Consider the following 23,743-nt stretch of genomic DNA (forward strand, 5'->3'; position numbering starts at 1 on the left):
AGTTATAATTTGTGTAAATTAACTATTTTTATAAAATTAACGTAAAATATGTTAATTAATAACCATGTACATATCATTCTCCGAACTGATTATTTAAATGATGATAACTCGGGCGGGACTACTTATCTTTTGGGATAGCCTGAGAATTGGGATTGGCACAACACCAAATCGTGATAAAAAGGCAGAGAATGCTCTCTAATGGGTTTCTGTTTATTTTGCGCACTATCAGCGTCCACATTTAAAAATACACCGTGTTCTAATGACTGCGTGGTTGAAAGCATTTACCTCATTGCAACAGTACTTGGCGTTTTTGACCTTGTAATGGCGATTGCAACCGTGGTTCTGGCCTTTAAACTGCTTGGGCGAGCACGATTCGGCAGCAGACGCGTGATTCTCTGGATAACCCTTTCTATTCTTACGCAAACCGCGCTTGTAGTACAATACTTTCTTCTTGGCGTGCTCAACCTCAGAAATGGTGTAGGAACAAGTGTTCAAATCTTTAACGTGAGCATTCTCCTCTTTGTATCCTTGTTTAGTAATTTCATGGCAGTTTTTGACATGCTCACACCAATAAAACAAAGTTAAAATCCACGGGGGGCTTAGGAAGCAAGTTTTTTAAGCTCGCGAATTTCGCGCTTGAGCGTGTTAAGTATTGAGCGTGACACGCCTGATTTCTTTTTCTCAAGCAAGTTAAGCGTTGAGCGACAGTTCTCGCACATGAAATTCATATTAAATGCTTCTTCAAAAGGGTATTTCTCAGCGCATGAGGGGCACGCATAGTACTGCACATCAGAGTTCTGTTCCTGTTTCTCTTCAATCTCGCTTAGAACGCTTTCTTTTTCTCTAAGAATTGTTTCAATCAGTTTCTCAGGAAAGAATTTCCAATGATAAATATACCAACCCTTGTTTGCATCGCGAATGCGATGATAATTCACCAGGTTTTTTGAGTAGAACTTGTAGAGAATGCTGCGCAACTGGTTAATGTTTATGTGCGTGTCATCAGCAATCTCGTACTCGCTTTTTGCGCGAGTTGACGGCAAAGCTCGTGCTGCCTTGTATCCGGGTTCACCCACAAAACTGAGCAGGTAGTCGCGGACGGTTTCATTGGTAAATATCTCTTTTTTTGATGCCATTCAACGAGCCACAATCTTATTAGTTACTGCGAAATAATAAAAAGGTTTAGAATACTAAAGGCGCGAAGAGGTTAAATAAGAAAAGAAAAAGGACAGTTGAGAACAGTGCTCCCGCGATTTTAACTGCCTTTTTCTCAGGAAGCACGTACCTGAGCGTGTCAAAAAGGATGTGACCCCCGTCGAGCACCCAGATTGGTACAAGATTAATCACGCCAACCCCAAAATTGAGAAACGCAACCCAATTGAGCAGGGTAAGGAACATAAGGACTATTTGGGGGAGGAATCCAAAACGCTCTTTTGCGCCCGCGCTAATCGTGCTTGATTGTTGAAATGTCACGCCAAGATATGCTTGGGACGCGTTGTCAGGATTTTGGCCTGCACTAACCACAAACTCCTCGCCGCTCACTGCTCCAAGCACGATTGTATCTCCCGGTTTTGCGCCTTCAAGCGCGCTAATAAACGCGCTCATGTTCTGCGTTTGCGTGCCGTTCACACTTGAAACAATCATGCCGCTTGAAAGACCTGCATTGGCTGCAGGCAAGCCATCTTTAACGCTTACGAGTTCAACCCCGTTGAGCTCAACAAGACCGCTTGCTGCAGGTATAAGCACGTAACCAAGTGAGATAGTTATGAGAAATGCAAGTGCAATGTTTGCAAAGGGTCCTGCTGCGGCAACACGCATGCGCTCAATGCCTCGCGCGTTTTTCATTTCTTTTTCATCGGGTTCAACAAAGAAGAGAGGGATAAAAAGCAGGAAGCCAAATCCGTCGTGTTTGAGCTTGATTTTTTGCGCTGCAGCAGCAAGTGCGTGGCCAATTTCGTGCACGAACACAAGTATGACAAGGCTAATAATACCATACCAGAAGGGCACAAAGACCGGTGAACCGGGAATGTGGATTCCAGGGATAATAAGACCGAATTGTGCGGGGGCATCAGTTGGTTTGATAATTTCAATCACGCCGTCAAGAAATGTTTTGACAATAACAATCATGAAATAGAAAGATACAACAATGCCAATGGTTGCAAGCGCGATAATGAGGGGCGCAATTTTTTGTCCAACGCGTTCAATAAGTTTTAAGCCTTTTTTTGAGCGGTACAAGAACATAATGCCCAATTGGCGCTCAAACTTGTCGCGATTTCGGTACACAAAAAAGAGCACAATCGCGTAAAAAATAATTGCGCTCACAATATCAAGTGAAACCATAACAGTCCTTGCAGGACGTGCATACATAAAAGCGTATTGTTTAGTAAGCCTGTTAAGGAGGATTGGGCAAACGTTTAAAAACGAGAACGCAATCAAAAAAGAATACGATTGTGGGGCTCATAGCTCAGGCTGGTAGAGCACTTGGCTTTTAACCAAGGGGTCGGGGGTTCAAATCCCTCTGGGCCCACTCACTACTTTTTTGGGTGCAGCTTTTTTTCTAAAAAAGGTGCGGTGGAATCCCTCTGGGCCCACTCACTACTTTTCTAAGACGGTTTCAAGCAATTCTTTTTTGTCTACAACACCGCGCAGTTTTCCGTTATAAAATGTAGTGCGCACGCGCGTATCAATATCAAAATAAGGGATAAGAATGCGCACGTCTTGTGATTTGCTTGTCATAATTCTGTTATTAAGGCGCACCAAAGGGGCAAGACGTTTATCAGGGTAGACTGATAACGCGAGTACCACATCCTCCCGCACACGCTTCTGTTCTTGAAGAGAACGCACGGCCACGTACATACCGGCAAGCAGGGATTCGTCAAGCGTGAAAAAATTAGATAAATCAAACAAAACGTTATCGGGTTCGTGACCAAGCAAGAATGATACGCGCTCAAGAAATCCTGATGCATCAGAACCATCTTTTGGAGGAATCACGCGCACGCCGTCACGCGGGTCTTCAAGCGCAATAACAGGAGCAACATATCCCACGTATTCTGCTTCACGCCCATACTCGCTTACGGTTCCATTAGGAAGCTGGTCGTAGCCGATTTCAGAAAGCACATTCACGCGACCAACTCCGTTTTTGAGCGTGCGAATACCCGATTGTCCGAGCAATTGCTCAAGGCTTTTTTGTGTTTTTGTGCGTGTTTGTTTTTCTCCAAGAAGTATGTGTTCTTTCTCGATATGTTCACTTTTATGTTCTCGCGCAATCCCATCTGCAGTAATACCAATATTAAATGAGCGGCGACCAATATGCATCTCATCTAGATTGTCTGCAAAACGCGAACACACGTCAAAATATTCTTCAACTGCATGGCGCGACCAATCGGCCCATCCTTCGCGTTCTGACCAGTCACGCAAAAGAAGAGCCAGATGACGCTCGTTGCGCGTTGTGCGTGCAATGCGATTTTGTATGTGGTCAATACCACCATACAAGGCACGGTTCATGAGCGCGGCAGTGAGGCGGATGATTTTTCCTCGTTCATGTTTATAAGGTACAATGCGGAGTGGAAGCGTGACCAATCATCTTTATCGCAAAATACCACTTTGTTTTCTTCAATAACGTGTTCAAGCAGTAGTGCTTCATCTTTTGAAAAACCATCAGGGTTTTCAATCGTGATGGGTTTGCCATTTCCTGAAAGCAGGAGTGAGTTTTTTGCGCGAAATTGAGGGGCAAGGTCGCTTGCTGATTCATCGTAATAGCCCTGAAGCACTTTTTTATCTTCACGGCCTTTAATTGTTGGCACGCGGTTTGAATGGCGAAAGAGTTCAACAGGATTCTTTTTTTCATTCTTATTAACATATTTGTATCCAAGACTGACTGCAAGTCCATAGAATGTCCAGTTTACAAGAAAACCAAAGTCGCGCCACAAATCTTTGATAAGCATTGATGAGACAACGCCCGCATCTTCTGAATTGTAGCGCACAACTGCCTCAGATATGAGATTATTAACTGCAAGAAGCGGAACAGAAAACAAGCCAAGCAGGCCTGCTGCAGCCCCGCCGACTTTGAGCGCGCGCTTGATTTTTGCCTTTCGGTTATAGCGCTTAACATACGACATGCCCTCTCCTCCCCCAACTAATGTAAAATCACACTCAAGCGCTTGCTTTTTGTCATGAACCATGACACCATCATAAAAGCGCAAGCCTTCTTTTTTGGCAACAAGATAAAAATAATCTTCAGTGCACGCGTGAAGAAGGCTTTTTCCACTCCCATAATCCCCGCTCAAAAGATGAACAAGTGAGTGGCCTGCTTCTTTTTGCAGCGTGTCACACATGGCGCGCTCGCTCACGCCCTGTTTTTTCAGCTCATATCTTCTCTGCTGCAACTTTTTTTCAGATAAAACATAGCGGTGCACTAAATCTTTGAGGCGTTTTATCACATCATCATACCCAACAACGCGCAAAAAAGGGTCGTTATGTGCAAATAAAGAAATACTTGGAAGCTGGGCAGTTGTTTTATACGTGCTCCATAGTTCGCCTTTGTTAAGAAGCGCTTCAAAATCATCTTTGTCAAAGTTGGCGTTCACAATAGACAATTACTAGAACACGGTCCATGTTTAAGTTTTTCTTTACCGCAAAACATGTTCTTACCTGATACCTCAACAAAAGTACTATCTTCCTTGCTGATGTAAAAAAAAAGCGTCTTGGGTAAGGATTATATTGCACAACTGTTCAACACAGTACTATGAGAGTCGCGTTTTTTGGGGTTCAAACATGGGAAAAAAACTATCTTGCACAACACCTTAAAGGAATTACCAAAGAATTTTACAAATCCCCTCTTACTGCGCGAAACGCGCACTACGCAAATGATTGCGAAATTATTTCAATTTTTATCAATTCCCGCATTACTCCAAACATCCTTGAGCGCTTGCCAAAACTCAAACGTATTATTACGCGAAGCACCGGCTTTGACCATATTGACGTAGACGCGTGCAAAAAGCGCGGCGTGAGAGTTGCAAACGTGCCAAGCTACGGCGACAACACGGTAGCTGAGCACACGTTTGCACTTATTCTTGCAGTTGCACGAAAACTTGTGCCATCAATTGAAAAAGCAAAACGTCACAATTATGATTTGCGCGATGTGCGCGGTTTTGACCTTAAAGAAAAAACACTAGGTATTGTGGGGTGTGGAAAAATCGGGCAAAACGTTGCGCGCATTGCGCGCGGATTTCAAATGCGCGTTCTTGTTTTTGACCTCAATAAAGACCAAAAACTTGCAAAAAAAATCGGGTTCACGTATGTCTCACTCAGCCGCCTTTTCAAAGAGTCAGATATTATATCTCTGCACGTTCCTTTCAACAAGCACACCAGACACATGATTAATACAGATACCATCACTACCATGAAAGACGGCGTTGTTATTATTAACACTGCACGTGGCGGCATCATAAACACAGACCATCTTATTGCGGGTCTAAGAAGTGGTAAAATTCGTGCAGCAGGCCTTGACGTGCTTGAAAGCGAGGCAATGCTTCGAGAAGAATCACAACTGCTCTCAGGAAAATTCTCACCTGTTGATATGACCCACTTAATTGAAAACAATATTCTTCTTACTATGGACAATGTGGTTGTCACGCCACACAACGCATTTAACAGTGAAGAAGCAGTGCAGCGCATTCTTGACACCACCATTGCATGCGTCAAGCATACCACAAACACACACGCGTGCAACGTTGTCTAAACAGCGTTTAGCAAAAAAAAACATGCTTAATGCCTAAAAAATGATTTGAGACTATTTAAGAGAGAGGAAAGATTAAAAAAGCCCGTACCGTTTGTAATAATTAATTTAGGGGGAATACAGGTGTTTTTTACGTGGTGATAATTGTAGAGAGGGAAAAATTCCACATGCTCTTTGACTGGTTTTATCAAAATCACAGCACACCCGACACCAGCGACAACGAGCTCATTGAACTGTTACTCACCAAAGAAATGCATGGGCTGCAAAAATCACAAATACGCCAAATATTTGAATTGTGGAGCGCCGACCATCGCGCAACTCCTCATTTCATGAGCGCAGAGCAGGAATTAAAAAAACATTTGCGCATTCGCTAAACACAGGGGATGCGCATTTTCTTTTTTTTACAAAAAGACACCCGTTACTACTACTTGGATTTAACCTTGTTTTTTGGGCGTAGCTGTTTAGAACCACATGAACGGCATTTTGCGAGTCTGGCCTTTACCTTTGCGTAGGTTGTTCTAATCTTAGACTTACATTTACGACACACATACACGTTCTTGAGTAAGCGTGTTTCAGCTTCAGGGAACTTGCTTGCCATGAAAAGAACTAAAACGAAAGAGAGTTTAAAAGGGTTACGCTAGCAACGCAGAGAGGAAGCGAACAAGTGCAAGCCAGACCCGTTCAAGAAGAGTGCGCTCAACAAAGATAATTTCGCGTATTGAATGAGACTGGTTTTGAGTGTCAAATGCGGTTGCTTCTATAATTATATCCGTGTCAATTGCGCGGTCAGGAATAATAAATGTGTAGTTAGACTTGTGCACGCGCTCATAATAGTTTTGTGCAGCAAGTGAAATTGACGCGTTGTGCGAAGCATTATGCACATCAGTGACCTCTACACTAACAGAGTGGGCACCGTCCTGTTTTGTATAGTCATACGAAATGCTCAAGTTTGGTTTCTCAACAAGCAGAACTGATACGAAAAACACGCCGAGCACGGTGTTCCCGTACGTTATGTTGAGCGGTACGTTTTTTTCTCCAAACAAATCAAACACAAGTGCAAGGGTCACATTCTTTTTTTCATTTACAAACAAGGTTCCCGCGTCAACCATGACACGCGGCTCGTTTGCGCTGATGCGCATGTCATCAAGCTCCTGATTGCCTGTGTTTGTAAGTGCCATCTCAACAGTCATCTGTGTCCCATACACAACCGGCTCATAAAAAAGCGTAACTGACACATCAGCATACGGCGTAGCATTTTGTGAAGGTATTTGTGCAAGCGCTTGTTCAAGCGTGGACTGCGCGCTGCCAGGATAGTGTTCAAGCTCAAGAGACACGTCGGGTGAAAACGGGGTTCTCACGCGCACAGGATGGATAAGATAGGTTTGTTTGTTTGGCGTTTGACCTGTTTTAAGAAGTTCATACGCGCGCTCGGTCATACCCTCAACAAGAATCGCGCTCACATTACGAATACGCTGAATCGCGCTTGTTGTCGTGATTTGAAGAGGAAGCAGGGTGTACCTGCTTTGTGGCGAGCTCACATCCATAGTAAGGAGTGCATAATCATTCTCGTAATATTTTTGTTTATCAAGGGCAGCACTCAGAGTAAACCCCGTACTCCCCTGTTCTGCGCGCGTGGGTACAATAGACACTGTTGGCCGTGATGCATCAAGACGCGCGTTTCTCTGCAAATATGATATGCTCACTTGTTCAAAGCGTGCGCTTTTTGTTTTGCTAAACGCAATATGTGTTACATCAACCACACCATACTGTCCGTAGGTAGGGTCAAAGGGCATCCACTGTCCGCCAACAAACACTTCCACCCATGAGTGCGGACCAAAATCATTTGTTTCACCAGAATACACGTACCCGTGCACAAAACGGGCAGGAATATTGAGCGCGCGAAGCATGCTTACTGCAAGAACTGAGTACTCATCACACGTGCCAATCCGGTTCTCCCACACCCATGACACATTTTTTAAATCATCACCCACACTCAAATCATACGTGATATAGGCATGCACAAAATCCATCACTGCAAGAACTGCGTCAAGACGCGTGCGGTTGCCCAAAACCAGGGTGGATGCTTTTTCACGCACAACAGGGTCAGGTGTAGTAAATTCATCAAACTCAGTGTAGGATGCTAACTCCTCGCTATACAATGTATCATTGAGCAGTTCAATTTCTGAGAAAAACACCGGCTCAAGCAGTGTGGTATAATTAAGGGTAACCACATACTCAAAACCTTCGCGCAGCTCTGAATAATTAAAATAAAGAACCTGATTTTCTTCAAACTCGCCTTGCATTACAGCCTGAGAAGAAGTGAACGTGAAATTACCCTCCTGTGGAAGCGCGCGAAGCACAAGTGAAAGGTTTTGCACATCAAAATCCCCGCTTGCAATCAATTCAACCGAGCCTGAAAAAGAGATAGTTGCTGCAAAATCAGTTACATTAAAGTAATCGAGAGCAACAGCACCCTTAAGTGTAAACAAAAAGATTAAAACAAACAAAAGAGCATTTCTCACTATTACTATTAAACGCAACGCAATACATAAAAGCTTTGACCATGAGACGATTCCACGATTTTCAGCTCGCATTTATTCCTCAAAAAAGCGCGAGCTTTGATTATGATTTTGCCTGCGTTATAAAACCCTTTAAAAGTTTCAAAGAGTATCAGGCATTTGCTAAAACAAACCCCTACCTTACGGGCGTTGAACTCCGCGCAAACACAATCAAAGACCTTAATTTACTTGCAAAAAAATTCAAACACGCAGACTATCTTGTGCTCAGCACGAGCGAATATGAGGTTGCGCGCTACGCAATAAAAAAAGCACTTGTTGACGCGCTTTTGCATAATGAATCGCGCGGCGGCATTGACCATATCATGGCGCGCGAGTGCGAACAAAAAAAAGTTGCCATAGACCTTTGTTTTCGCGATGTGCTTGGCGCACGAAAACGCGAGCGCGTACTGCAAGCGATGCGCGACGAAGTAAGACTTGCACTCAAATATGACACGCCGCTTATGCTCTCAAGTGGTGCGCGCAACGAATTTGAAATCGTGCCAAAAAATAATTTAATTGCCTTTGGTGAGTTTCTCGGCCTTTCAAAAAAACAAAGCAAACATGCATTGCAGTTTGTGCAGGAAAAAATTATTGAACGAAAAAAACACGGCTATCTTGCAATGAAAGGAATCAAAAAAGTCTAGAGATAGGTAAGAAGCGTGTCTTGCTCAATCTCGCGAAGGATTTTGCGCTCGTAGGCAACACGGTCTTGTATTTCATGCTTTTTTCTGATTTGGCTTATAACAAACCCTTTGAACATGTCGTCAGCAAACAGCGCTGAATCTTTTGAAAACACCTCTGCATCAACGGTGTTTAAGAAGTCATCAATCACCGCGTCAAGGGCAAGAGCAACACTTGATTCTTTTTTCAAAACATGAATTATGGATTGCGCGTTCTTCTTTCCCTGCTCATAACACTCTTCAGGTGTCTTCTCACTAAACGGTTTGAAGTTCATGTCATTTACGCGGGCTAACATATCAACAGCAAGATGCAGTTCTGCAAAATTGCTACTCTTTCGTGCATAAAACACCCAAGAATCCGCGAGCTCTTTTGTGTGCGCAAGAGTTTCTTGGACACCAAGCGCGAGCTCACTGAGGTTTCCAAAGCGATGTAAATCAGCAAGAAACGGGTTTTTTTCAGAACAGCTTGCAAAACCAAGCACGTCCTCAAGTGAAGAGCGAACCGTGCGCGCTGCGTAGAGCAAAAGAAGCGTGGAATCTTTTGACTGTTTTGCACCCTGCTCAAGCGCGTTAAGCACGTAGTCAGCATACTCACAAAACAAGGATTCTTGAACCCCTTTTGGCTCCTCTTTAAAGTGGTATACATTATTTTTTGCGGCAATAACCCGCCATGACGCGTCTGCAAACGCGTCAAAAAACCGTTCGTAAATCAGCTTCGGCGAAAAAGCGTCAAGCTCGGTTCGATACGTGTTTATAAAACGCTCAAGCACCCCCCTATTCAGGCCCTCATACGTGTGCACAAGCGTAATGCGCCCACCCTTTGCAGGAAGAGACGCGTTATTCATATCAAGAGATGAGACCGGCATACGTAGGCGAATACGCAATTTGCTTTAAAAACTTATCGCACTTCTGCTGCATGAATGCACGTTTAAAACAAGCTTTATTAAGATGGCTTAACATGAGAAAACATTGTGAAGCGCGCAAAACCATCAATGAGAGAAAGAAAAAGATATATAACCTTTGAGATTATTTCTAAGCGTACTATAACATACAACGAAATCAAGGAACACACGTTTTCGCACATCCTTGAACTCATCGGCGAAAAAGGAGTTTCTCTTGCGCGTCCTCGTCTTATCAAGAATTTGTGGAATGATAAAACACAGTCGGGCGTTTTAAGAGTGCATCCCGAATACGTCAATGACGTGAAAGTTGCGCAAACCCTTATTCGCCGCATAGGACAAAAACAAGTTATCGTTAAAACAGGCAACGTGTTTGGCACGCTGCACAAAATTAAAAAAGGTGCATCATAATGGATGGATTACAAGGAAGAATGGGATATGACCGAGCAATAACCGTATTCTCACCAGACGGAAGAATACTGCAAGTTGAATATGCAAGAAAAACAATCAGTCAGGGAACGCCTGCAATTGGCATCGTGTTTAAAGACGGGGTTGTGCTCTTGGCAGTCAAAAAAGTCATTGACAAACTCATGGTTGCTGAAAGCATCGAAAAAGTCAACGCAATAGATGACCACATTGGCGTCACAAGCGCAGGACTTATTGGTGACGGGCGAGTGCTTATTGAAAAAGCACAGCAAATCGCGCAAAAACACAAAATCACGTACGACGAACCAATTGACGTTATCACGCTCACACGAAAAATCAGTGATTTTAAACAAGCATACACGCAATGGGGCGGTTCACGACCGTTTGGCATCTCACTGCTTTTTGCAGGCATTGATGAAAAGCCTCACCTGCTTGTTACTGAACCTTCTGGCATCTACTTTGAATACAAAGCAACCGCAATTGGCGACAAATCAACTGAAATAAACCAACTGCTTGAAGCAGGATACAAAGACAACATGTCAAAAGAAGACGCACTCAAACTAGGTCTTTCTTCGCTTAAAAAGCACATTAAAGACCTTGATAAAAACCACGTTGACATTGGCATCATCACGACTGTTGATAAAACATTCAAAAGACTCTCTCAACGAGATGTGGTTTCTGCCTGGACGTAACAACACATGATTAAGCCGGCGGTTATTGCCCTGTTGGTGATTATTAGTATCACCAGTGTTCACGCGCAAGGAGTAACCCCTCTTGAATACAGTGAAGCGCGCGCAATGAGCTGGCTTATACGCATCTCAAACTTTGATGTTTCACCAGACACCCTGTTTGTAAACGCGCTTTTACAAAACCAGACAAGCGTATTTGTAACTATCACTAATGATGGTGATGAAAGTTTCCCCCGCCTTGAAATAGGTTTTGAAGGAAACATTTCCCCAATAATGCAAGCAGGTTTTAGCGCGTTCCCGCTCGAGCGAAAAAGCGCGTACCAAACCATGTTTCTTGTTAATGCAACGCGCGCCGGCCTGTACACAGGAAACATCACGTTTGATACCGGGGTCATAAAAAAACACGTCCCTGCAATCATCAGCGTTTCAGAAAACGAGCGAACAACAGCAAACATTGAAATCCTTGGAAACGTGAAAGCAGGACGAAACTTGAATGCAAAAATAACTATAGACAGCGGATTCATAACCGAAGTCACGTTAAGCGTGACCTATGGCATCCAGACCGTAACTGGTCAAAAAATTGGTGAAAACACGATAAGCGCAAGAGTGTCAGGCACGAGCACATCACAACTCGCCATTCCTGTGCCAAACAGTGTTGGCGTTGGAGACTACTTTTTTTACGCGATTGTTGACTTTAATGGCAGAAAATACATTGACGCGCAACATTTTGAAATAACCACGATTCTCTCGTTTGAAACACTTATTATCACTGCATTTTTGCTCATCATCCTTGCAGTTGTGCTCGGTTCGATTCTCCAAAAAAAAGAAAAAACCATAGCTGAATACGCAATTAGTAGCAAGAACCAAAAAACTCAGTAATTGAGTGTAAACACGAACGGGGATTTTGAAATTTTTCTTCCAGCATACCACCCATACGCATCAATCTGCGCAATTGACTTATCAGATTTCTGCGTAATGTTATAACACACAGCAACGGTTGCAGCGCGAAAGGAATGCTCAATAAGAGAACCTTTGGTAATTAGTTTTTCTTCTTCTATTCGTCTTAAAAGAGCATCACTAAACGAGATAAGACCAAGATTTTCAAGAGCCATTGGAACACGATAATCAGGAATTGCCCCTAAATTCTCAATATTCGTGAACTTGTTTGGCATCCGGCCGTACCACATGTCAGGACACAAGTTCGCGCGCTTGTCAAAAACAAGTGCGCCATACTTTGTTTCATGCCGGTCTTGGCCAAAAGAAAGCGGAAGATTGCGCACGAGTTCGTTACTGATAGTAACAACATTGTTGTCACAGTAATCCGCAAGATTTGCAAACCTGCCCTGAAAGTTCTTATTAAGTACGCGACCTACTTCGTGCAAGTCTTTAATCACTTTAAACATAAGGTCTGAACCGATGCAATCAACATCTTCTTGTTTATAGCCCCACGCAACGCGTTTATTGTCAACAATATTCCAAAAACAAGCATTAATTGCCGAACCAATACCAATTTGTTCTAAAAATAAATCATCGTCATCAAAGAAATATCCAAATTTCCAGTCAGGAACCTGCCAATCCTGCGCTTTAAATGCTGCATATTGTTCTTCATTTTCAAGAACGTGCGCATGCGCACGACCTTTTGCGTGGGTGAGAAAATCATTTGAAAGTTGTGCCTGAAAACGCGCATCTACGTAGTTGTCTGCAAATAACACACCAAGCGTCATGATATACTAGCAGGAGTAATCGTATAATACTATTTCTTTAGTCCAAGGCTGCTCGCGACAAGTTTTTAAGCCGTGCAAAGAACCTATTACTAGAGTACGCAAAATGGTGAGAACATGACAAATGTTGAACAAGCAGTTGAAGCCCGCATAAGCAAGGACGAGCAGGATTTTGAAATCCTTGTTGACTGCGAAAAAGCACTCCAATACCGGAGCGGTATGCTTGCAAACCTTACTGACGTGGTTATTGCAGAAGAAGTGTATTCTGATGCAAAAAAAGGCTTGAAACACACGCATGAATCCCTCCAAAAAGCGTTTAATACAACAGATTTTGCAAAAATCGCAGACGAAATCATCAAACATGGACACATCAATCTCACAACAGAATATCGAAAAAAACTCAAAGACCAGAAAACCAAGCGCGTTATTGACCTCATCGCGTCACGTGCGTGCGATCCAAAAACAGGCAACCCTCACCCGCCAAAACGCATTGAAAACGCAATGGAACAGGCAAAAGTTTCTATCGACATCTTTAAAAATGAAGAAGAACAAGCAAAAGACGTTGTTGAAAAAATACGAAGTGTAATACCCATCTCCATGAAGGAGTTTATTTACGCTCTAACTATCCCGGCAAAATATGCGGGAAAAGCATATCACGCTTTTAGAAATGTTGGTACCATCAGCAAACAGGAATGGCAACATAACGGCTCACTGTACCTCGAGCTCACCATCCCCGGAGGACTGAAGGACGAGCTGATTTCTCGAGCAAACGAACTCACCCATGGCGATGTAGAGATTAGACAGGTGAAATAATACCATGAGTAAAACAGACGTAAAAGACAAAGACATAGTTGTTCCTGGACAAACATTAGCTAAAGATATGGGCCTTGTTGCAGGAAAAAACACATACCGACATGGCGAAGAAATTATCGCCAAAACCGCAGGACTCGTTGACATAAAGGGTCGCGTAATAAAAATCATCCCGCTTAGCGGAAAATACATTCCAAACAAGTTTGACGAACTTATTGGCGTCATCTTGGAAGCGGGAGGCACCGGGTGGCAAGTTAACATTGGCGCACCATACCAAGCGTATCTTCCTTTCTCAGAATACACTAAGCGCTTTATGGATTCACGCCACGTTGAAACAGTTGACCTGCTTGCAGAAGGAGACCTTATCCAGTGTAAAATTGTGAAATACACGAAAACAAAAAATCTCATTGTGTCAACAAAACACTTGCAAGACAAAAAACTTGAAGGAGGAATTGTGATACGAGTCACACCCCAAAAAGTACCGCGCATCATTGGCAAACAAGGCTCAATGATAACGCTCCTACGAGAAAAAACAAACACAAACATCATCGCAGGACCAAACGGCTGGGTGTGGATTAAAAGCGATAAACCTGAAAACGAGCTTAAAGCTGCACAAGCAATCGAGTTTATCAACCAAAACGCTCACAAGCAAGGCCTCACCGAAAAGATTGAAAAACTGTTGAAGTGAAATTATAATGGCATACAAAAAACGATTAGACGGACGAAAATTTGACCAAATGCGCGACATCGACATCAAACTCGGTGTTGTTGCAAACGCGGACGGCTCAGCACAATTTAGCATGGGCCGAACAAAAATCATTGCCGCAGTGTACGGTCCAAAAACGCTTCACCCACAACGACTTCGTGAAGCTGACAAAGGAATCATCCGCGCATACTATCGCATGCTCCCTTTTAGCGTTTCAGAACGAAAAACACCACGACCAGGACGACGAGAAATCGAACTCTCAATGGTCATTAAAGAAGCGCTCGAAGAATCCGTGTTCCTCGAAGAATTCGGACAAGCAGTCATTGATGTACACATCTATGTTGTGCAAGCAGACGCGGGAAGCAGGTGTGCAAGCATTTGCGCAGCAACACTCGCACTTGCAGACGCGGGCATTCCAATGAAAGACTTTGTTGCATCAGTTTCTGCAGGCGTTGTTGACGGAGAAGTTGTACTTGACCTTAACTACCAGGAAGAAGCATATGAAGACGGCGATGTAGTTGACATGCCAATCGCGTATGTTGAAAACCTTAACAAAGTCACGCTTCTGCAACTGGACGGAAAAGCAACAGAAAAACAGGCAATAGACGCACTCAAACTCGGCATTGAAGGATGCAAAATAATCAAAGGAAAAATGCAAAACGCATTGAAACAAAAATTCGCATAGGTGAACAATGAATATGACACGAATTACAAAAGGCGCAAAACAACTCATCAGCCACCTGGCTGAAGAGAAAAAGCGCATTGACAATCGCGGATTTGACGACATGAGAAAACTTGAAATCGAATACGACATTTCCGACCAAGCAGAAGGAAGTGCACGCGTAAAACTTGGTGAAACCGAAGTGTATGTTGGCGTGAAAGTCGGACTAGGAACACCCTACCCTGATACGCCAAACAAAGGAAACCTTATTGTGAACGCAGAAGTCACACCCCTTGCTGATGAAGAATACGAACCAGGACCGCCACGGGACTGGGAAGTTGCGATTGCACGCGTGATTGACCGAGGTATTCGCGAAAGCGGTTCTATTGATGTTAAAAAATTATGCATCAAAGAAGGAGAACGAACATGGGAAGTCTTTGTTGACGTGTACGTCATCAATGATGACGGAAACCTTGTTGGCGCAGGAGGCATTGGTGCCCTTGCCGCACTCAAACACGCAAAACTGCCTGCATATAACAAGAAAGAAGACAAAATTGACAAGGAAGGAAAAAGAACAAAAGCAATTCCCATCACTGCAGAACCAATTCCAATTAGTTTTGCAAAAGTAGGAAGCCACTTATTTGTCGACCCTAAAAAAGAAGAAGTGCAAAACGCAACCGCGCATCTTGTTGTGACTGTTGATGAAAAAGACCGCATCGTATCGCTCCAACGCCAAGGCAGTGAAGGACTCACGTTTGAAGAGATAGAGAAATGTTTAAAAACAGCGATAAAACAAAGTAAAATTATTCGCAAACAACTCGCGTGAGCATGCAGAGGTTAACAATTCATGATGGAATACAACAAGTATGAGAAAGCACGCATCATTGGTGCACGAGCGCTTCAGATTGCTATGGGCGCTCCGCTTCTTATCAAGCGAAACAAGAGCGTTACAAACCCGGTTATAATCGCAATGGAAGAATATGAAAAGAACGTGATTCCAATCACGGTTCGACGCGTTCTTGAAGGCTAAAAAAAAACTTCGTTTGCGCGCAAACTATGCGCGAACCTTTTTTCTTATCATTTGCAATCGGTCCAGCTTTGCGTTTCGCTCTCTGCCAACAATACCTATTTTCATCATGCGCGTGCCAAGCGCGAAATCAGCAAGAAACGGGTCATAAGATTCTTTTGAACGATGCGAAAACACGGGTTCAACCCCTCTTTTTTTACAGTCACGCACAAACTCAAACATGCGCGAAACAAGACCTATCTGATTTGGTTTAACAATTGCTGCAGTGCACGCTTTTTTTGCAAGCGCACGCTTGAGACGGTCCGGGTTTGTCACAACAAGGTCATCAGCGCAAATGAGGGTTTGCGGATGCTTTTTTTGGAGTTTTGCAAACAAGTCAAAATCCTCTTCAAAAAACGGGTCTTCAACATAAAACAAAGCATACTCTTTGATAAGCCTGCTTACAAAATCAAATTGCTCATCTCTTGAGCGCACCGTATTCTTATATGCGTACACTCCTTTTTTGTAAAACGAGTTTGCTGCAATATCAAGGCCAATGCTAACTTCAGGATACGAACCATCCCTGATACTAACAAGCGCGTCAAGCACGTTTTGTTCATCAGCATCAACAACCCAGCCTCCCTCAAAATCAAGCTGTTTTGCATTAAAGTAGTCGCGCACGAGCTTGTGAAATTCAAGATTAAGCGCGCGGGCCTCTTCAAACGGTTTTTTTGAGTGCACTAAAAATTCCTGAAAATCCGATCCACGCGGTGCGTGCACGCCACCGCCAACTACTTTGCTTAAGGGGTTTGGAACTTTTCTTTCTCGAAACAATTCAAACAATTCTTTTCCCTTCTCTTTTGCGTGAGCGCGCAAGAACGCTACGCTCAGTGATAACACAAGATTTCCACCAATCTTTTCAAAACGCTCAGAATCATGTTTGAGCAGTTCTGTTTCTAATGCTCTAAGAGAATCAAACTCCCTGCCCTCAAGTTTTGGAAATGCCTTAATCGCGCTTGCAAGTCCTTTTTTTGAAAAAGATGAAACCTCGTGCGCGCCCGCACTCGTGCCGTAGGGCGCAACCGCGCGTGTTGTGCCCGCACTTGTTTTGAGCACGCACTCAACAGACTCACCGTTAGGAATAGTAACTTTTTTAAAAAGCACGTTTTTAAATTTCATGCCAGCGTAAGGTTTTTGATGCTCTTTTGATGCAGTTTTTTTCGTTTGAGTGAACGACTGATTTGTTTTTGCAGGTTAACGTGAAATTGCTCTTTGCCTTTTGCAACTGCATGAGCATCAAGGGGCGCTGTTATAAGTTTCTCAAAATAGTCCGACTTGCCTGTCGGATTTTTCAAGCTTGGTTTGAGAACCTTGTGCGCTTCTTTGAGGATGAAAAAGAATGCGTGGTCTGCATCTTCAAATAGGTTATCATCATAGTCAAACAAAACGGTATTCACCTCAAACACGTGAAACGGCTCAAACACGTCAACACTGCTTCCTTCTGATTTTTTCTCATCACCTGAAATAAAACGCATGCACAACGCTGCTTCGCGCGCTTCTTCTTGCGCGTCTTTTTCATCAACGCGTTCGCGCAATTCAACTTCAAGCGCGGCAAAAATGCTCACCCACTTTGGCGTGTCCTGACCTTTTTCTCGCGGAAGCGCTACTTGCTTTGAAAGAATATTAGGTGTAGGTGATTCTGCACCAAAAAAACGCGTTACAAATTCAAACATACGGTATTTTTCATCCTCCATGCATAAAAAGTTTTAGCGCTTTGCCTCAAGTTTTGCTACGCGAAGTTTTGTTTCAAGCGCCACATCGGGATTAAGCGAGATAGAATCAATACCGCGCTCAACAAGGAATTTTGCGTATTCAGGATGGTCTGACGGCGCTTGCCCGCAAATGCCCACATACTTCTTGTTTTTGTGCGCGTCACGAATCAGTTTGTCAATCAAGCGCAGCACTGCTGGGTTTCGTTCATCAAATTCTTTGCCAAGCAAGACACTATCTCTGCTCATGCCAAGCGTGAGCTGAGTTAAGTCATTTGAGCCAATGCTAAACCCGTCAAAAAGTTCGCTAAACTCGTCAACCATCATAATGTTTGACGGAATTTCAGCCATAACAATGATTTTAAGCCCGTCTTTTTCGCGCTTCAGCCCTTCACTTGCCATAATGGCAAGCACTGCTTTTGCTTCTTTGATAGTGCGACAGAACGGGACCATGATAACCACGTTTCTAAGCTTCAAATCATATATGACTTTGTGCAATGCCTTGCATTCTAAACGAAACGCTGGTTCAAACGTTTTATTGATGTAGCGAGACGCGCCACGCCATCCAATCATAGGGTTTTCCTCCTCAGGCTCATACTTCTCACCCCCTTTGAGCGTGCGATACTCATTTGTTTTAAAATCAGAGAGCCGAAGCGTGACCATGCGGGGATAGAACGCGCCAGCAATTTTTGCAATACCCTCAGCAAGCTTATCAATGTAGACGTGCGCGCGTCCTTGCGCTATCATATGAAGAGGATGCTCACCAATATAGTTTGCAATAATAAATTCTTCACGCGCAAGACCCACCCCGTCAACAGGCAGTTGGGCAACGTCAAACGCAGTGTCAGGCTCGCCAATGTTTACCATAATCTTTGTCTTTGTGTTTGGAATAGTAGTAATCTTTGTTTTCTTCACTACAAAGTCAAGCATGCCCTTCCACACACGACCCTCGCCTCCAGTACAATCAACCGTGACCTCTTGACCATTTTTGAGCACGTGAGACGCTGACGCAGTTCCTACAATTGCAGGCACCCCAAGCTCGCGTGACACAATTGCAGCATGGCTTGTTGAGCCGCCAAGGTCAGTTACGATTGCTGACGCAATTTTCATGATGGGCTCCCAATCAGGGTCAGTCATGGTAGTAACAAGCACTTCACCTTTTTTGAATTGGTGAATGTTCTCAGCACTGTTGATAACACGCACGTTTCCTGCACCAATCTTTCTGCCAATTGCTTTTCCGCGCACAAGAATCGTGCTTTCTTCTTTGAGCGCGTAATGTTCAAGAGCGTGTTCATGTTTTAAAGCATGAACTGTTTCTGGTCTGGCTTGCAGGATGTAGAGTTTATGCGACTGCCCGTCTAACGCCCACTCCAAATCCATAGGCCGCTTGTAATGGTTTTCAACACGCGTACAATAATCCGCAAGCTGCGTAATCTGCTGGTCTTTGAGCACGAACTGCTCGCGGTCTTTTTTAGAAACCTTCTTTTCACTATTGCCTTTGCTTGAGCGCACAAACTTTATTTTTTTGCTTCCAAGCTTCTTTGAGAGAATTGTGTTTGTTGGTTTGAGCACAACAAACTCGTCGGGCGTTACTTTACCTTGCACAATGTACTCGCCAAGACCCCAGCTTCCATTGATAAACACCACATTTCTAAAACCCGAATCAGGGTCAAGCGTAAACGCAACTCCTGACGATGCAAGGTCGCTGCGAATCATGCGCTGAACCGTAACGGACAAAAAAACTTTGAAATGGTCAAAACCCATGTCTTCACGATAACTAATCGCGCGATTCGTAAAAAGCGAGGCAAAACAATCCTTCACTTTTCCAAGCAAATCAGCTGCTCCATGCACGTTAAGATACGTTTCCTGTTGTCCTGCAAAACTCGCATTGGGAAGGTCTTCTGCTGTTGCAGATGAGCGAACCGCAACGTACAATCCCTTGCCAAACTGTTTTTCAAATTTCTTGTAGGCGTCACGAATCGCCGTTTCCAACTCTTTTGAGATTGAACCATTTCTAATAAGGCGGCGTATTTTTGCGCCAGTTTTTTGAAGCGACGCGATGCTGTGCACGTCAAGACTGTTGAGTGCTAAGGTGATTTTCTCATGAAGCCCGGAATACTCAATATAATGCTGGTATGCGTGTGCGGTGATGGCAAAAAATTCGGGAATGGGCACGTTAACGTTATTAATCATCTCTCCGAGTGATGATGTTTTTCCGCCAACGCGCGGCGTGTCTGTTTTATTAATTTGGTTGTACCATAAAATAAATTCCTGGCCCATACGCATATAATAAAATCTGGTTAATTATAAAACTTACTTAGAACTGCCAAACCGAGTTGTTGACAATAAACCTTTTAAAGGGTTGTGTGGTTATACTCGACGTAATGACAGCAAGCACAAAAACTGATGAACAACAGAATGTGAAGGGATTGCTTACCGCGCTTGACGATTACTTAGCATCAGGCATTCACATTGGTATGAAGTTCAAAACCAAGTTCATGCGCGATTACATTTACAAAGTTCGCGAAGATGGTCTTGCTATTCTTGACATTCAAAAAATTGATGAACGCATCAAAATCGCAGCAAAATTCTTATCACAATTCGAACCAAATGATATTATCGTGGTTGGCAGGCGTGATAATGCAAAAAAACCAATCAGTATGTTCTCACGTGTCACGGGGTGTCGCGCTGTTCAGGGGCGATACTATCCTGGAACGCTTACAAATCCTATTATTCCCTCCTACACTGAAGCAAAAGCATTGCTTATTGCAGATCCCTGGATTGACAAGAACGCAATCAAGGATGCAGTAATATCTCGCGTGCCCATTGTGGGACTTGCAGACACAAACAACTCAACCCAGAACGTTGACTTGATTATTCCCTGCAACAACAAAGGAAAACGCAGTCTTGGCGTTGCATTTTACTTGCTTGCCCGCGAATACCTAAAAACGCGCGGTGACATCAAAACAGATGACGAGTTCAAATACACCATTGATGACTTCTCAGAAGAATAACCGCTAAAATGTTTGTTTGAGAATAGAAAAGAATTGTTCATTCTTTTTTTTGACTTCTTTGAGCTTACTGTTTGCTTTTTCAACAAGACGGGTAAAATACGCTTTTGGAACAACAATAGTGCCACGTTCAGCAACAAGCGTGTCAATTTTTTGTGACGTGTTAATTTCAACAATGATTTGTTTTTGTGCAGAAAAAATCGTGCTCTTTTTCAGGCCCGCAACACGCGCGCAAGCAAGTAATGCATTTGCGTTTTCTAGCGTCTTACAACCAACGTGCATGATAAGACCTTCCATTCTAAACCACACTTCCTCATCAGTGCGGGTGACAAGTTCTTTGAGTGTTTCAAACATGGCATCAGCATCAACAAATGTGTGTTTTTTGTGAACAAATAATGACTCATCTTTTCTCCCACTCTCAGGAAGGGTAATAAGCGTGATTCTGCCACTGCATGTTGAAGTCGTGTAAAACGCATCCTTACTATTGAGAAAGTCAATCATGGTGCCGATGTCTTCGTCAACACGCCCAATCTTTCGCGCGTCAGCTAATTTTTGCATGCTTGTGCGCTTCCACTCTAAAAACATGAAAGAGTAGAAATGCTACCTGCTTTATAAACCTTATAGCTTTGCTTCCTGCTCAAGATAATAGTCTACGTTTGGTGGAAAAGAAGGATTGTGTTTTTTAGAGTAGGATTCAATAACTGGTTTTGAAAGCTTCTGTTCTACCATGAACGCGCGCCAATTATAGACTTCTTCATGTGCACGAACATCATAGAGTGTTGCATCAATACCAAGGGTATCACCTATGCGTTCAGCATGCATGCATTCAGCAAGCGCGTCAGTTAGAGTCAAAAGGGGAAACGGGGGTTTGTCAGCACGCGCCCCATCAAAACGCTTCAAAACGTAACCGGCTTTGACTGCATAATGTTTTTCCGTATACTTTGCCTGAAGATATGTAAGCGCATCACGCAAGGGATTGAGCGTGTTAATACTCATTTTCACAAGCATTCTGCTTTCAAAAAGAGCATAAAAGGATTACGGTGCTACAAAACATTAAAAGCACAGAACAACACGTAGGTACACGGGCATGGCAATGATTCAAAACATCACAAAAAAGAAACACCTCATAAAAAATGTCAAGTACTGCAACTCATTTATTTCAAAAAGCCTCGGCGCCATGTTTAAACGCCGCGTTGACAAAGCATACGTGTTCCCGCTTGATTTTGAAAGCAAATATGCTGCAACCATTCATATGATGTTTGTTTTTACGCCCCTTGTCGTATTGTGGCTTAATTCTGAGCGCGTTGTTATTGACAAAGTGCTTGCAAAACCCTGGCATGTATACGCGCCAAGCGAGCCTGCACGTTGGGTAATTGAACTGCCCCCAAAACACGTTGACCACGTAGAGATTGGAGACTATCTTGAGTTTTTATGAAACACAAAACCAGCATCCTCACCCTTACTGTTTTATTTATGCTTGGCTGCACGAGCATAAGCACCACACAACCCACAGTCACGATTGCAAACCACACATTTTATGTTGACCTTGCAAAAAGCGCGTTTGAAAAAAACACGGGATTGAGTAATCGTTACACGCTTGCACAAGATTGGGGCATGCTTTTTGTGTATGAAGAAGAGCAACAGGTGCGCTACTGGATGAAAGATATGCGCTTCCCACTTGATATTATGTGGCTTGATGAAAACCGCACTATCACACACCTTGTTGAAAACGCGCCTGCATGCAAAACAGCGTGCCAAATATATGACGCAAATGCAACCTACATTCTTGAAGTGAACGCAGGAATCATTCAAGCACTCAATGTGAGCACAGGAGATATGGTCATGTTTCACTTTGTTGAAAACTAATGGCGTTGGCGATGATTTCTTCCATGAGCTACTCTGCTGCGGCTCTGGTTTCTATGGTGTTTGCGCGGGCCAAAATTGCGTCGTCTTTCCTCATCGCCATGCTCAAGGGCCACGCGCTGCACATAGGGTGTTTGAACGCGCTCAATGTGAAGGTCATTTTCGTGGAGAACGTGCGAAAACTTCTCATGGTCGCGAGCAGAAAGCAGATTAATTGCAATACCTGCTTCACCTGCGCGGGCAGTTCTGCCAATACGATGCACGTACTGGTTTGCCTCGTCAGGAATGTCAAAATTGTAGACGTGGGATACGCCAGAAATATCAAGACCGCGCGCAGCAACATCAGTGCACACAAGCACGAGTTCTTCGCCAGTATTGAATTCCTCCATCACATTTGAGCGACGATTTTGCGAGAATCCGCCATGAATCGCTTTTGCGTCAATGTCTTGTTTTTTAAGGCTTTTTGCAACGCGGTCAACCATTCTTCGGGAATTACAAAATACCATCACAAGGCCTGATTTTTCTCGTTTGAGCAAGTACACAAGAACAGACAGTTTCAGTCCATCCTCAACATCGTAATAGATTTGATGAAGCTTTTTTGGGTCAACAAGTGTGCTTGCAATAACGCGCACAGGATTATTCATATGCTTTTGAGACAAGTGTACTACGTCCTCAGTGATGGTTGCAGAAAAAAGCATGGTTTGACGTTCTTTTGGCGTTTTTGAAATGATTCGCTCAACATCGTCTTTAAAGCCCATATCAAACATTTTGTCTGCTTCATCGAGCACGAGAAAACGCGTATTTTGAAGATTAATAGTTCTTCGTGACACGTGGTCGAGAATCCGGCCCGGCGTGCCAACAACTACGTCAGCGCTTTGTAATTTTCTTATTTGCGGCTCAATACCCACACCACCATACACGGCGATTACTGAGAGTTTTGTGTGTTTTGAAAATGCCTTAATTGCGTTACAGACTTGTTCTGCAAGCTCGCGTGTTGGCGTGAGAACCAGCGCTTGCACGCTGCCTGAACGCGTTGTATTTTGGATAATTGCTGATGCAAATGCAAGTGTTTTTCCAGAACCTGTTGCTGAGGCGCCAATAATGTCTCTTCCTGAGACTATGAGTGGAATTGTTTTTTCCTGAATCTCTGTTGGTTTTTCAAAACCGTGTTCGTTAATTGCTGTTATAAGGGCGTTTTGTACGCCTAATT

The 23,743-nt window shown here is 43.5% G+C and carries 29 protein-coding genes and 1 tRNA gene; 16 read left to right on the forward strand and 14 right to left on the reverse strand.

The window, feature by feature from the left end; all coding sequences use genetic code 11:
- The first annotated feature begins 267 nt into the window (after positions 1–267).
- Positions 268–585, forward strand: a complete 318-nt coding sequence (locus COT72_04810) for a hypothetical protein (protein PIN99728.1) — start codon at positions 268–270, stop codon at positions 583–585.
- A gap of 14 nt (positions 586–599) precedes the next feature.
- Here COT72_04810 and COT72_04815 read toward each other — a convergent pair whose 3' ends face one another.
- Positions 600–1,133, reverse strand: a complete 534-nt coding sequence (locus COT72_04815) for a hypothetical protein (protein PIN99729.1) — start codon at positions 1,131–1,133, stop codon at positions 600–602.
- Positions 1,134–1,179: 46 nt separating this feature from the next.
- Complete coding sequence (locus tag COT72_04820; protein PIN99730.1) at positions 1,180–2,364, reverse strand: hypothetical protein; 1,185 nt, start codon at positions 2,362–2,364, stop codon at positions 1,180–1,182.
- Positions 2,365–2,450: 86 nt separating this feature from the next.
- On the opposite strand from COT72_04820, the gene COT72_04825 reads away from it, so the two are divergent.
- Positions 2,451–2,524, forward strand: a tRNA-Lys gene (locus tag COT72_04825).
- A gap of 68 nt (positions 2,525–2,592) precedes the next feature.
- Here the strand turns inward: COT72_04825 and COT72_04830 are convergent.
- Both COT72_04830 and COT72_04835 read right to left on the reverse strand, forming a co-directional pair.
- On the reverse strand, positions 2,593–3,501 hold the full coding sequence (locus COT72_04830; GenBank protein ID PIN99731.1) for a hypothetical protein: 909 nt from the start codon (positions 3,499–3,501) through the stop codon (positions 2,593–2,595).
- Complete coding sequence (locus tag COT72_04835; GenBank protein PIN99732.1) at positions 3,498–4,583, reverse strand: hypothetical protein; 1,086 nt, start codon at positions 4,581–4,583, stop codon at positions 3,498–3,500. The genes COT72_04830 and COT72_04835 overlap by 4 nt, the downstream gene beginning before the upstream one ends.
- 158 nt (positions 4,584–4,741) lie before the next feature.
- Here COT72_04835 and COT72_04840 point away from each other — a divergent pair, with 158 nt between their 5' ends.
- Together COT72_04840 and COT72_04845 are read left to right on the forward strand one after the other, a co-directional pair.
- A complete protein-coding gene (locus COT72_04840; protein PIN99733.1) occupies positions 4,742–5,737 on the forward strand; it encodes a hydroxyacid dehydrogenase in 996 nt (331 codons plus the stop codon).
- A 164-nt stretch (positions 5,738–5,901) separates the two neighbouring features.
- Positions 5,902–6,108 (forward strand): hypothetical protein, encoded by a 207-nt coding sequence (locus tag COT72_04845; protein ID PIN99734.1) that lies wholly within the window; start codon positions 5,902–5,904, stop codon positions 6,106–6,108.
- A gap of 50 nt (positions 6,109–6,158) precedes the next feature.
- On the opposite strand, the gene rpl40e is transcribed toward COT72_04845, so the two are convergent.
- On the reverse strand, positions 6,159–6,332 hold the full coding sequence (gene rpl40e / locus COT72_04850) for a 50S ribosomal protein L40e (protein PIN99735.1): 174 nt from the start codon (positions 6,330–6,332) through the stop codon (positions 6,159–6,161).
- Positions 6,333–6,366: 34 nt separating this feature from the next.
- Positions 6,367–8,328: a hypothetical protein gene (locus COT72_04855; protein PIN99736.1), complete on the reverse strand. Its 1,962-nt coding sequence runs from the start codon at positions 8,326–8,328 to the stop codon at positions 6,367–6,369.
- On the opposite strand from COT72_04855, the gene COT72_04860 reads away from it, so the two are divergent.
- A complete protein-coding gene (locus COT72_04860; GenBank protein ID PIN99737.1) occupies positions 8,298–8,936 on the forward strand; it encodes a hypothetical protein in 639 nt (212 codons plus the stop codon). The genes COT72_04855 and COT72_04860 overlap by 31 nt on opposite strands.
- Here COT72_04860 and COT72_04865 read toward each other — a convergent pair.
- Positions 8,933–9,838 carry a hypothetical protein gene (locus COT72_04865; GenBank protein ID PIN99738.1) on the reverse strand — a complete coding sequence of 302 codons (906 nt, stop codon included), beginning with the start codon at positions 9,836–9,838 and terminating at the stop codon, positions 8,933–8,935. The two genes, COT72_04860 and COT72_04865, sit on opposite strands and share 4 nt — an antisense overlap.
- A gap of 105 nt (positions 9,839–9,943) precedes the next feature.
- Here COT72_04865 and COT72_04870 point away from each other — a divergent pair, with 105 nt between their 5' ends.
- From COT72_04870 to COT72_04880, 3 genes are read left to right on the forward strand one after another with little or no spacing between them, the layout of a single operon-like run.
- Complete coding sequence (locus COT72_04870) at positions 9,944–10,282, forward strand: hypothetical protein (GenBank protein ID PIN99739.1); 339 nt, start codon at positions 9,944–9,946, stop codon at positions 10,280–10,282.
- Entirely contained in the window at positions 10,282–10,989 is a 708-nt protein-coding gene (psmA, locus tag COT72_04875) for a proteasome endopeptidase complex, archaeal, alpha subunit (protein ID PIN99740.1), read from the forward strand. The genes COT72_04870 and psmA overlap by 1 nt, the downstream gene beginning before the upstream one ends.
- Positions 10,990–11,025: 36 nt before the next feature.
- Entirely contained in the window at positions 11,026–11,865 is an 840-nt protein-coding gene (locus COT72_04880) for a hypothetical protein (GenBank protein ID PIN99741.1), read from the forward strand.
- Here COT72_04880 and COT72_04885 read toward each other — a convergent pair.
- Positions 11,859–12,710: a hypothetical protein gene (locus tag COT72_04885; protein PIN99742.1), complete on the reverse strand. Its 852-nt coding sequence runs from the start codon at positions 12,708–12,710 to the stop codon at positions 11,859–11,861. The two genes, COT72_04880 and COT72_04885, sit on opposite strands and share 7 nt — an antisense overlap.
- A 114-nt stretch (positions 12,711–12,824) precedes the next feature.
- Here COT72_04885 and COT72_04890 point away from each other — a divergent pair, with 114 nt between their 5' ends.
- The 5 genes from COT72_04890 to COT72_04910 are packed head-to-tail and all read left to right on the forward strand — an operon-like array spanning position 12,825 to position 15,914.
- Entirely contained in the window at positions 12,825–13,520 is a 696-nt protein-coding gene (locus COT72_04890; GenBank protein ID PIN99743.1) for a ribosome assembly factor SBDS, read from the forward strand.
- Positions 13,521–13,524: 4 nt separating this feature from the next.
- Positions 13,525–14,205: an RNA-binding protein gene (locus COT72_04895; GenBank protein ID PIN99744.1), complete on the forward strand. Its 681-nt coding sequence runs from the start codon at positions 13,525–13,527 to the stop codon at positions 14,203–14,205.
- 7 nt (positions 14,206–14,212) lie between these two features.
- The gene (locus COT72_04900) at positions 14,213–14,908 is read left to right on the forward strand and encodes an exosome complex exonuclease Rrp41 (protein PIN99745.1); all 696 of its coding nucleotides are present in this window, start codon (positions 14,213–14,215) and stop codon (positions 14,906–14,908) included.
- Between the two features lie 7 nt (positions 14,909–14,915).
- Positions 14,916–15,710: an RNA-binding protein gene (locus COT72_04905; GenBank protein PIN99746.1), complete on the forward strand. Its 795-nt coding sequence runs from the start codon at positions 14,916–14,918 to the stop codon at positions 15,708–15,710.
- 24 nt (positions 15,711–15,734) lie between these two features.
- Positions 15,735–15,914: a DNA-directed RNA polymerase subunit K gene (locus COT72_04910; GenBank protein ID PIN99747.1), complete on the forward strand. Its 180-nt coding sequence runs from the start codon at positions 15,735–15,737 to the stop codon at positions 15,912–15,914.
- Positions 15,915–15,938: 24 nt separating this feature from the next.
- On the opposite strand, the gene COT72_04915 is transcribed toward COT72_04910, so the two are convergent.
- From COT72_04915 to COT72_04925, 3 genes are read right to left on the reverse strand one after another with little or no spacing between them, the layout of a single operon-like run.
- A complete protein-coding gene (locus tag COT72_04915; GenBank protein ID PIN99748.1) occupies positions 15,939–17,069 on the reverse strand; it encodes a hypothetical protein in 1,131 nt (376 codons plus the stop codon).
- A complete protein-coding gene (locus COT72_04920; protein ID PIN99749.1) occupies positions 17,066–17,644 on the reverse strand; it encodes a hypothetical protein in 579 nt (192 codons plus the stop codon). Before COT72_04920 ends, COT72_04915 begins: the two co-directional genes overlap by 4 nt.
- A 12-nt stretch (positions 17,645–17,656) precedes the next feature.
- Entirely contained in the window at positions 17,657–19,945 is a 2,289-nt protein-coding gene (locus COT72_04925; protein ID PIN99750.1) for a phosphoenolpyruvate synthase, read from the reverse strand.
- A 98-nt stretch (positions 19,946–20,043) separates the two neighbouring features.
- Here COT72_04925 and COT72_04930 point away from each other — a divergent pair, with 98 nt between their 5' ends.
- Positions 20,044–20,673, forward strand: a complete 630-nt coding sequence (locus COT72_04930) for a 30S ribosomal protein S2 (GenBank protein ID PIN99751.1) — start codon at positions 20,044–20,046, stop codon at positions 20,671–20,673.
- Between the two features lie 3 nt (positions 20,674–20,676).
- Here the strand turns inward: COT72_04930 and COT72_04935 are convergent, their stop codons facing one another.
- Complete coding sequence (locus COT72_04935; GenBank protein ID PIN99752.1) at positions 20,677–21,255, reverse strand: hypothetical protein; 579 nt, start codon at positions 21,253–21,255, stop codon at positions 20,677–20,679.
- A 33-nt stretch (positions 21,256–21,288) separates the two neighbouring features.
- A complete protein-coding gene (locus COT72_04940; protein ID PIN99753.1) occupies positions 21,289–21,678 on the reverse strand; it encodes a hypothetical protein in 390 nt (129 codons plus the stop codon).
- A 79-nt stretch (positions 21,679–21,757) separates the two neighbouring features.
- Between COT72_04940 and COT72_04945 the strand changes: the two genes are divergently transcribed.
- Both COT72_04945 and COT72_04950 read left to right on the forward strand, forming a co-directional pair.
- The gene (locus COT72_04945) at positions 21,758–22,105 is read left to right on the forward strand and encodes a hypothetical protein (protein PIN99754.1); all 348 of its coding nucleotides are present in this window, start codon (positions 21,758–21,760) and stop codon (positions 22,103–22,105) included.
- The gene (locus tag COT72_04950) at positions 22,102–22,536 is read left to right on the forward strand and encodes a hypothetical protein (protein PIN99755.1); all 435 of its coding nucleotides are present in this window, start codon (positions 22,102–22,104) and stop codon (positions 22,534–22,536) included. The genes COT72_04945 and COT72_04950 overlap by 4 nt, the downstream gene beginning before the upstream one ends.
- Here COT72_04950 and COT72_04955 read toward each other — a convergent pair.
- The gene (locus tag COT72_04955) at positions 22,533–23,720 is read right to left on the reverse strand and encodes an ATP-dependent helicase (protein ID PIN99772.1); all 1,188 of its coding nucleotides are present in this window, start codon (positions 23,718–23,720) and stop codon (positions 22,533–22,535) included. The two genes, COT72_04950 and COT72_04955, sit on opposite strands and share 4 nt — an antisense overlap.
- Between the last annotated feature and the right edge of the window lie 23 nt (positions 23,721–23,743).

The sequence above is a fragment of the archaeon CG10_big_fil_rev_8_21_14_0_10_43_11 genome, assembly GCA_002763265.1.
In the GTDB taxonomy this organism is placed as follows: Archaea; Nanobdellota; Nanobdellia; order PEZQ01; family PEZQ01; genus PEZQ01.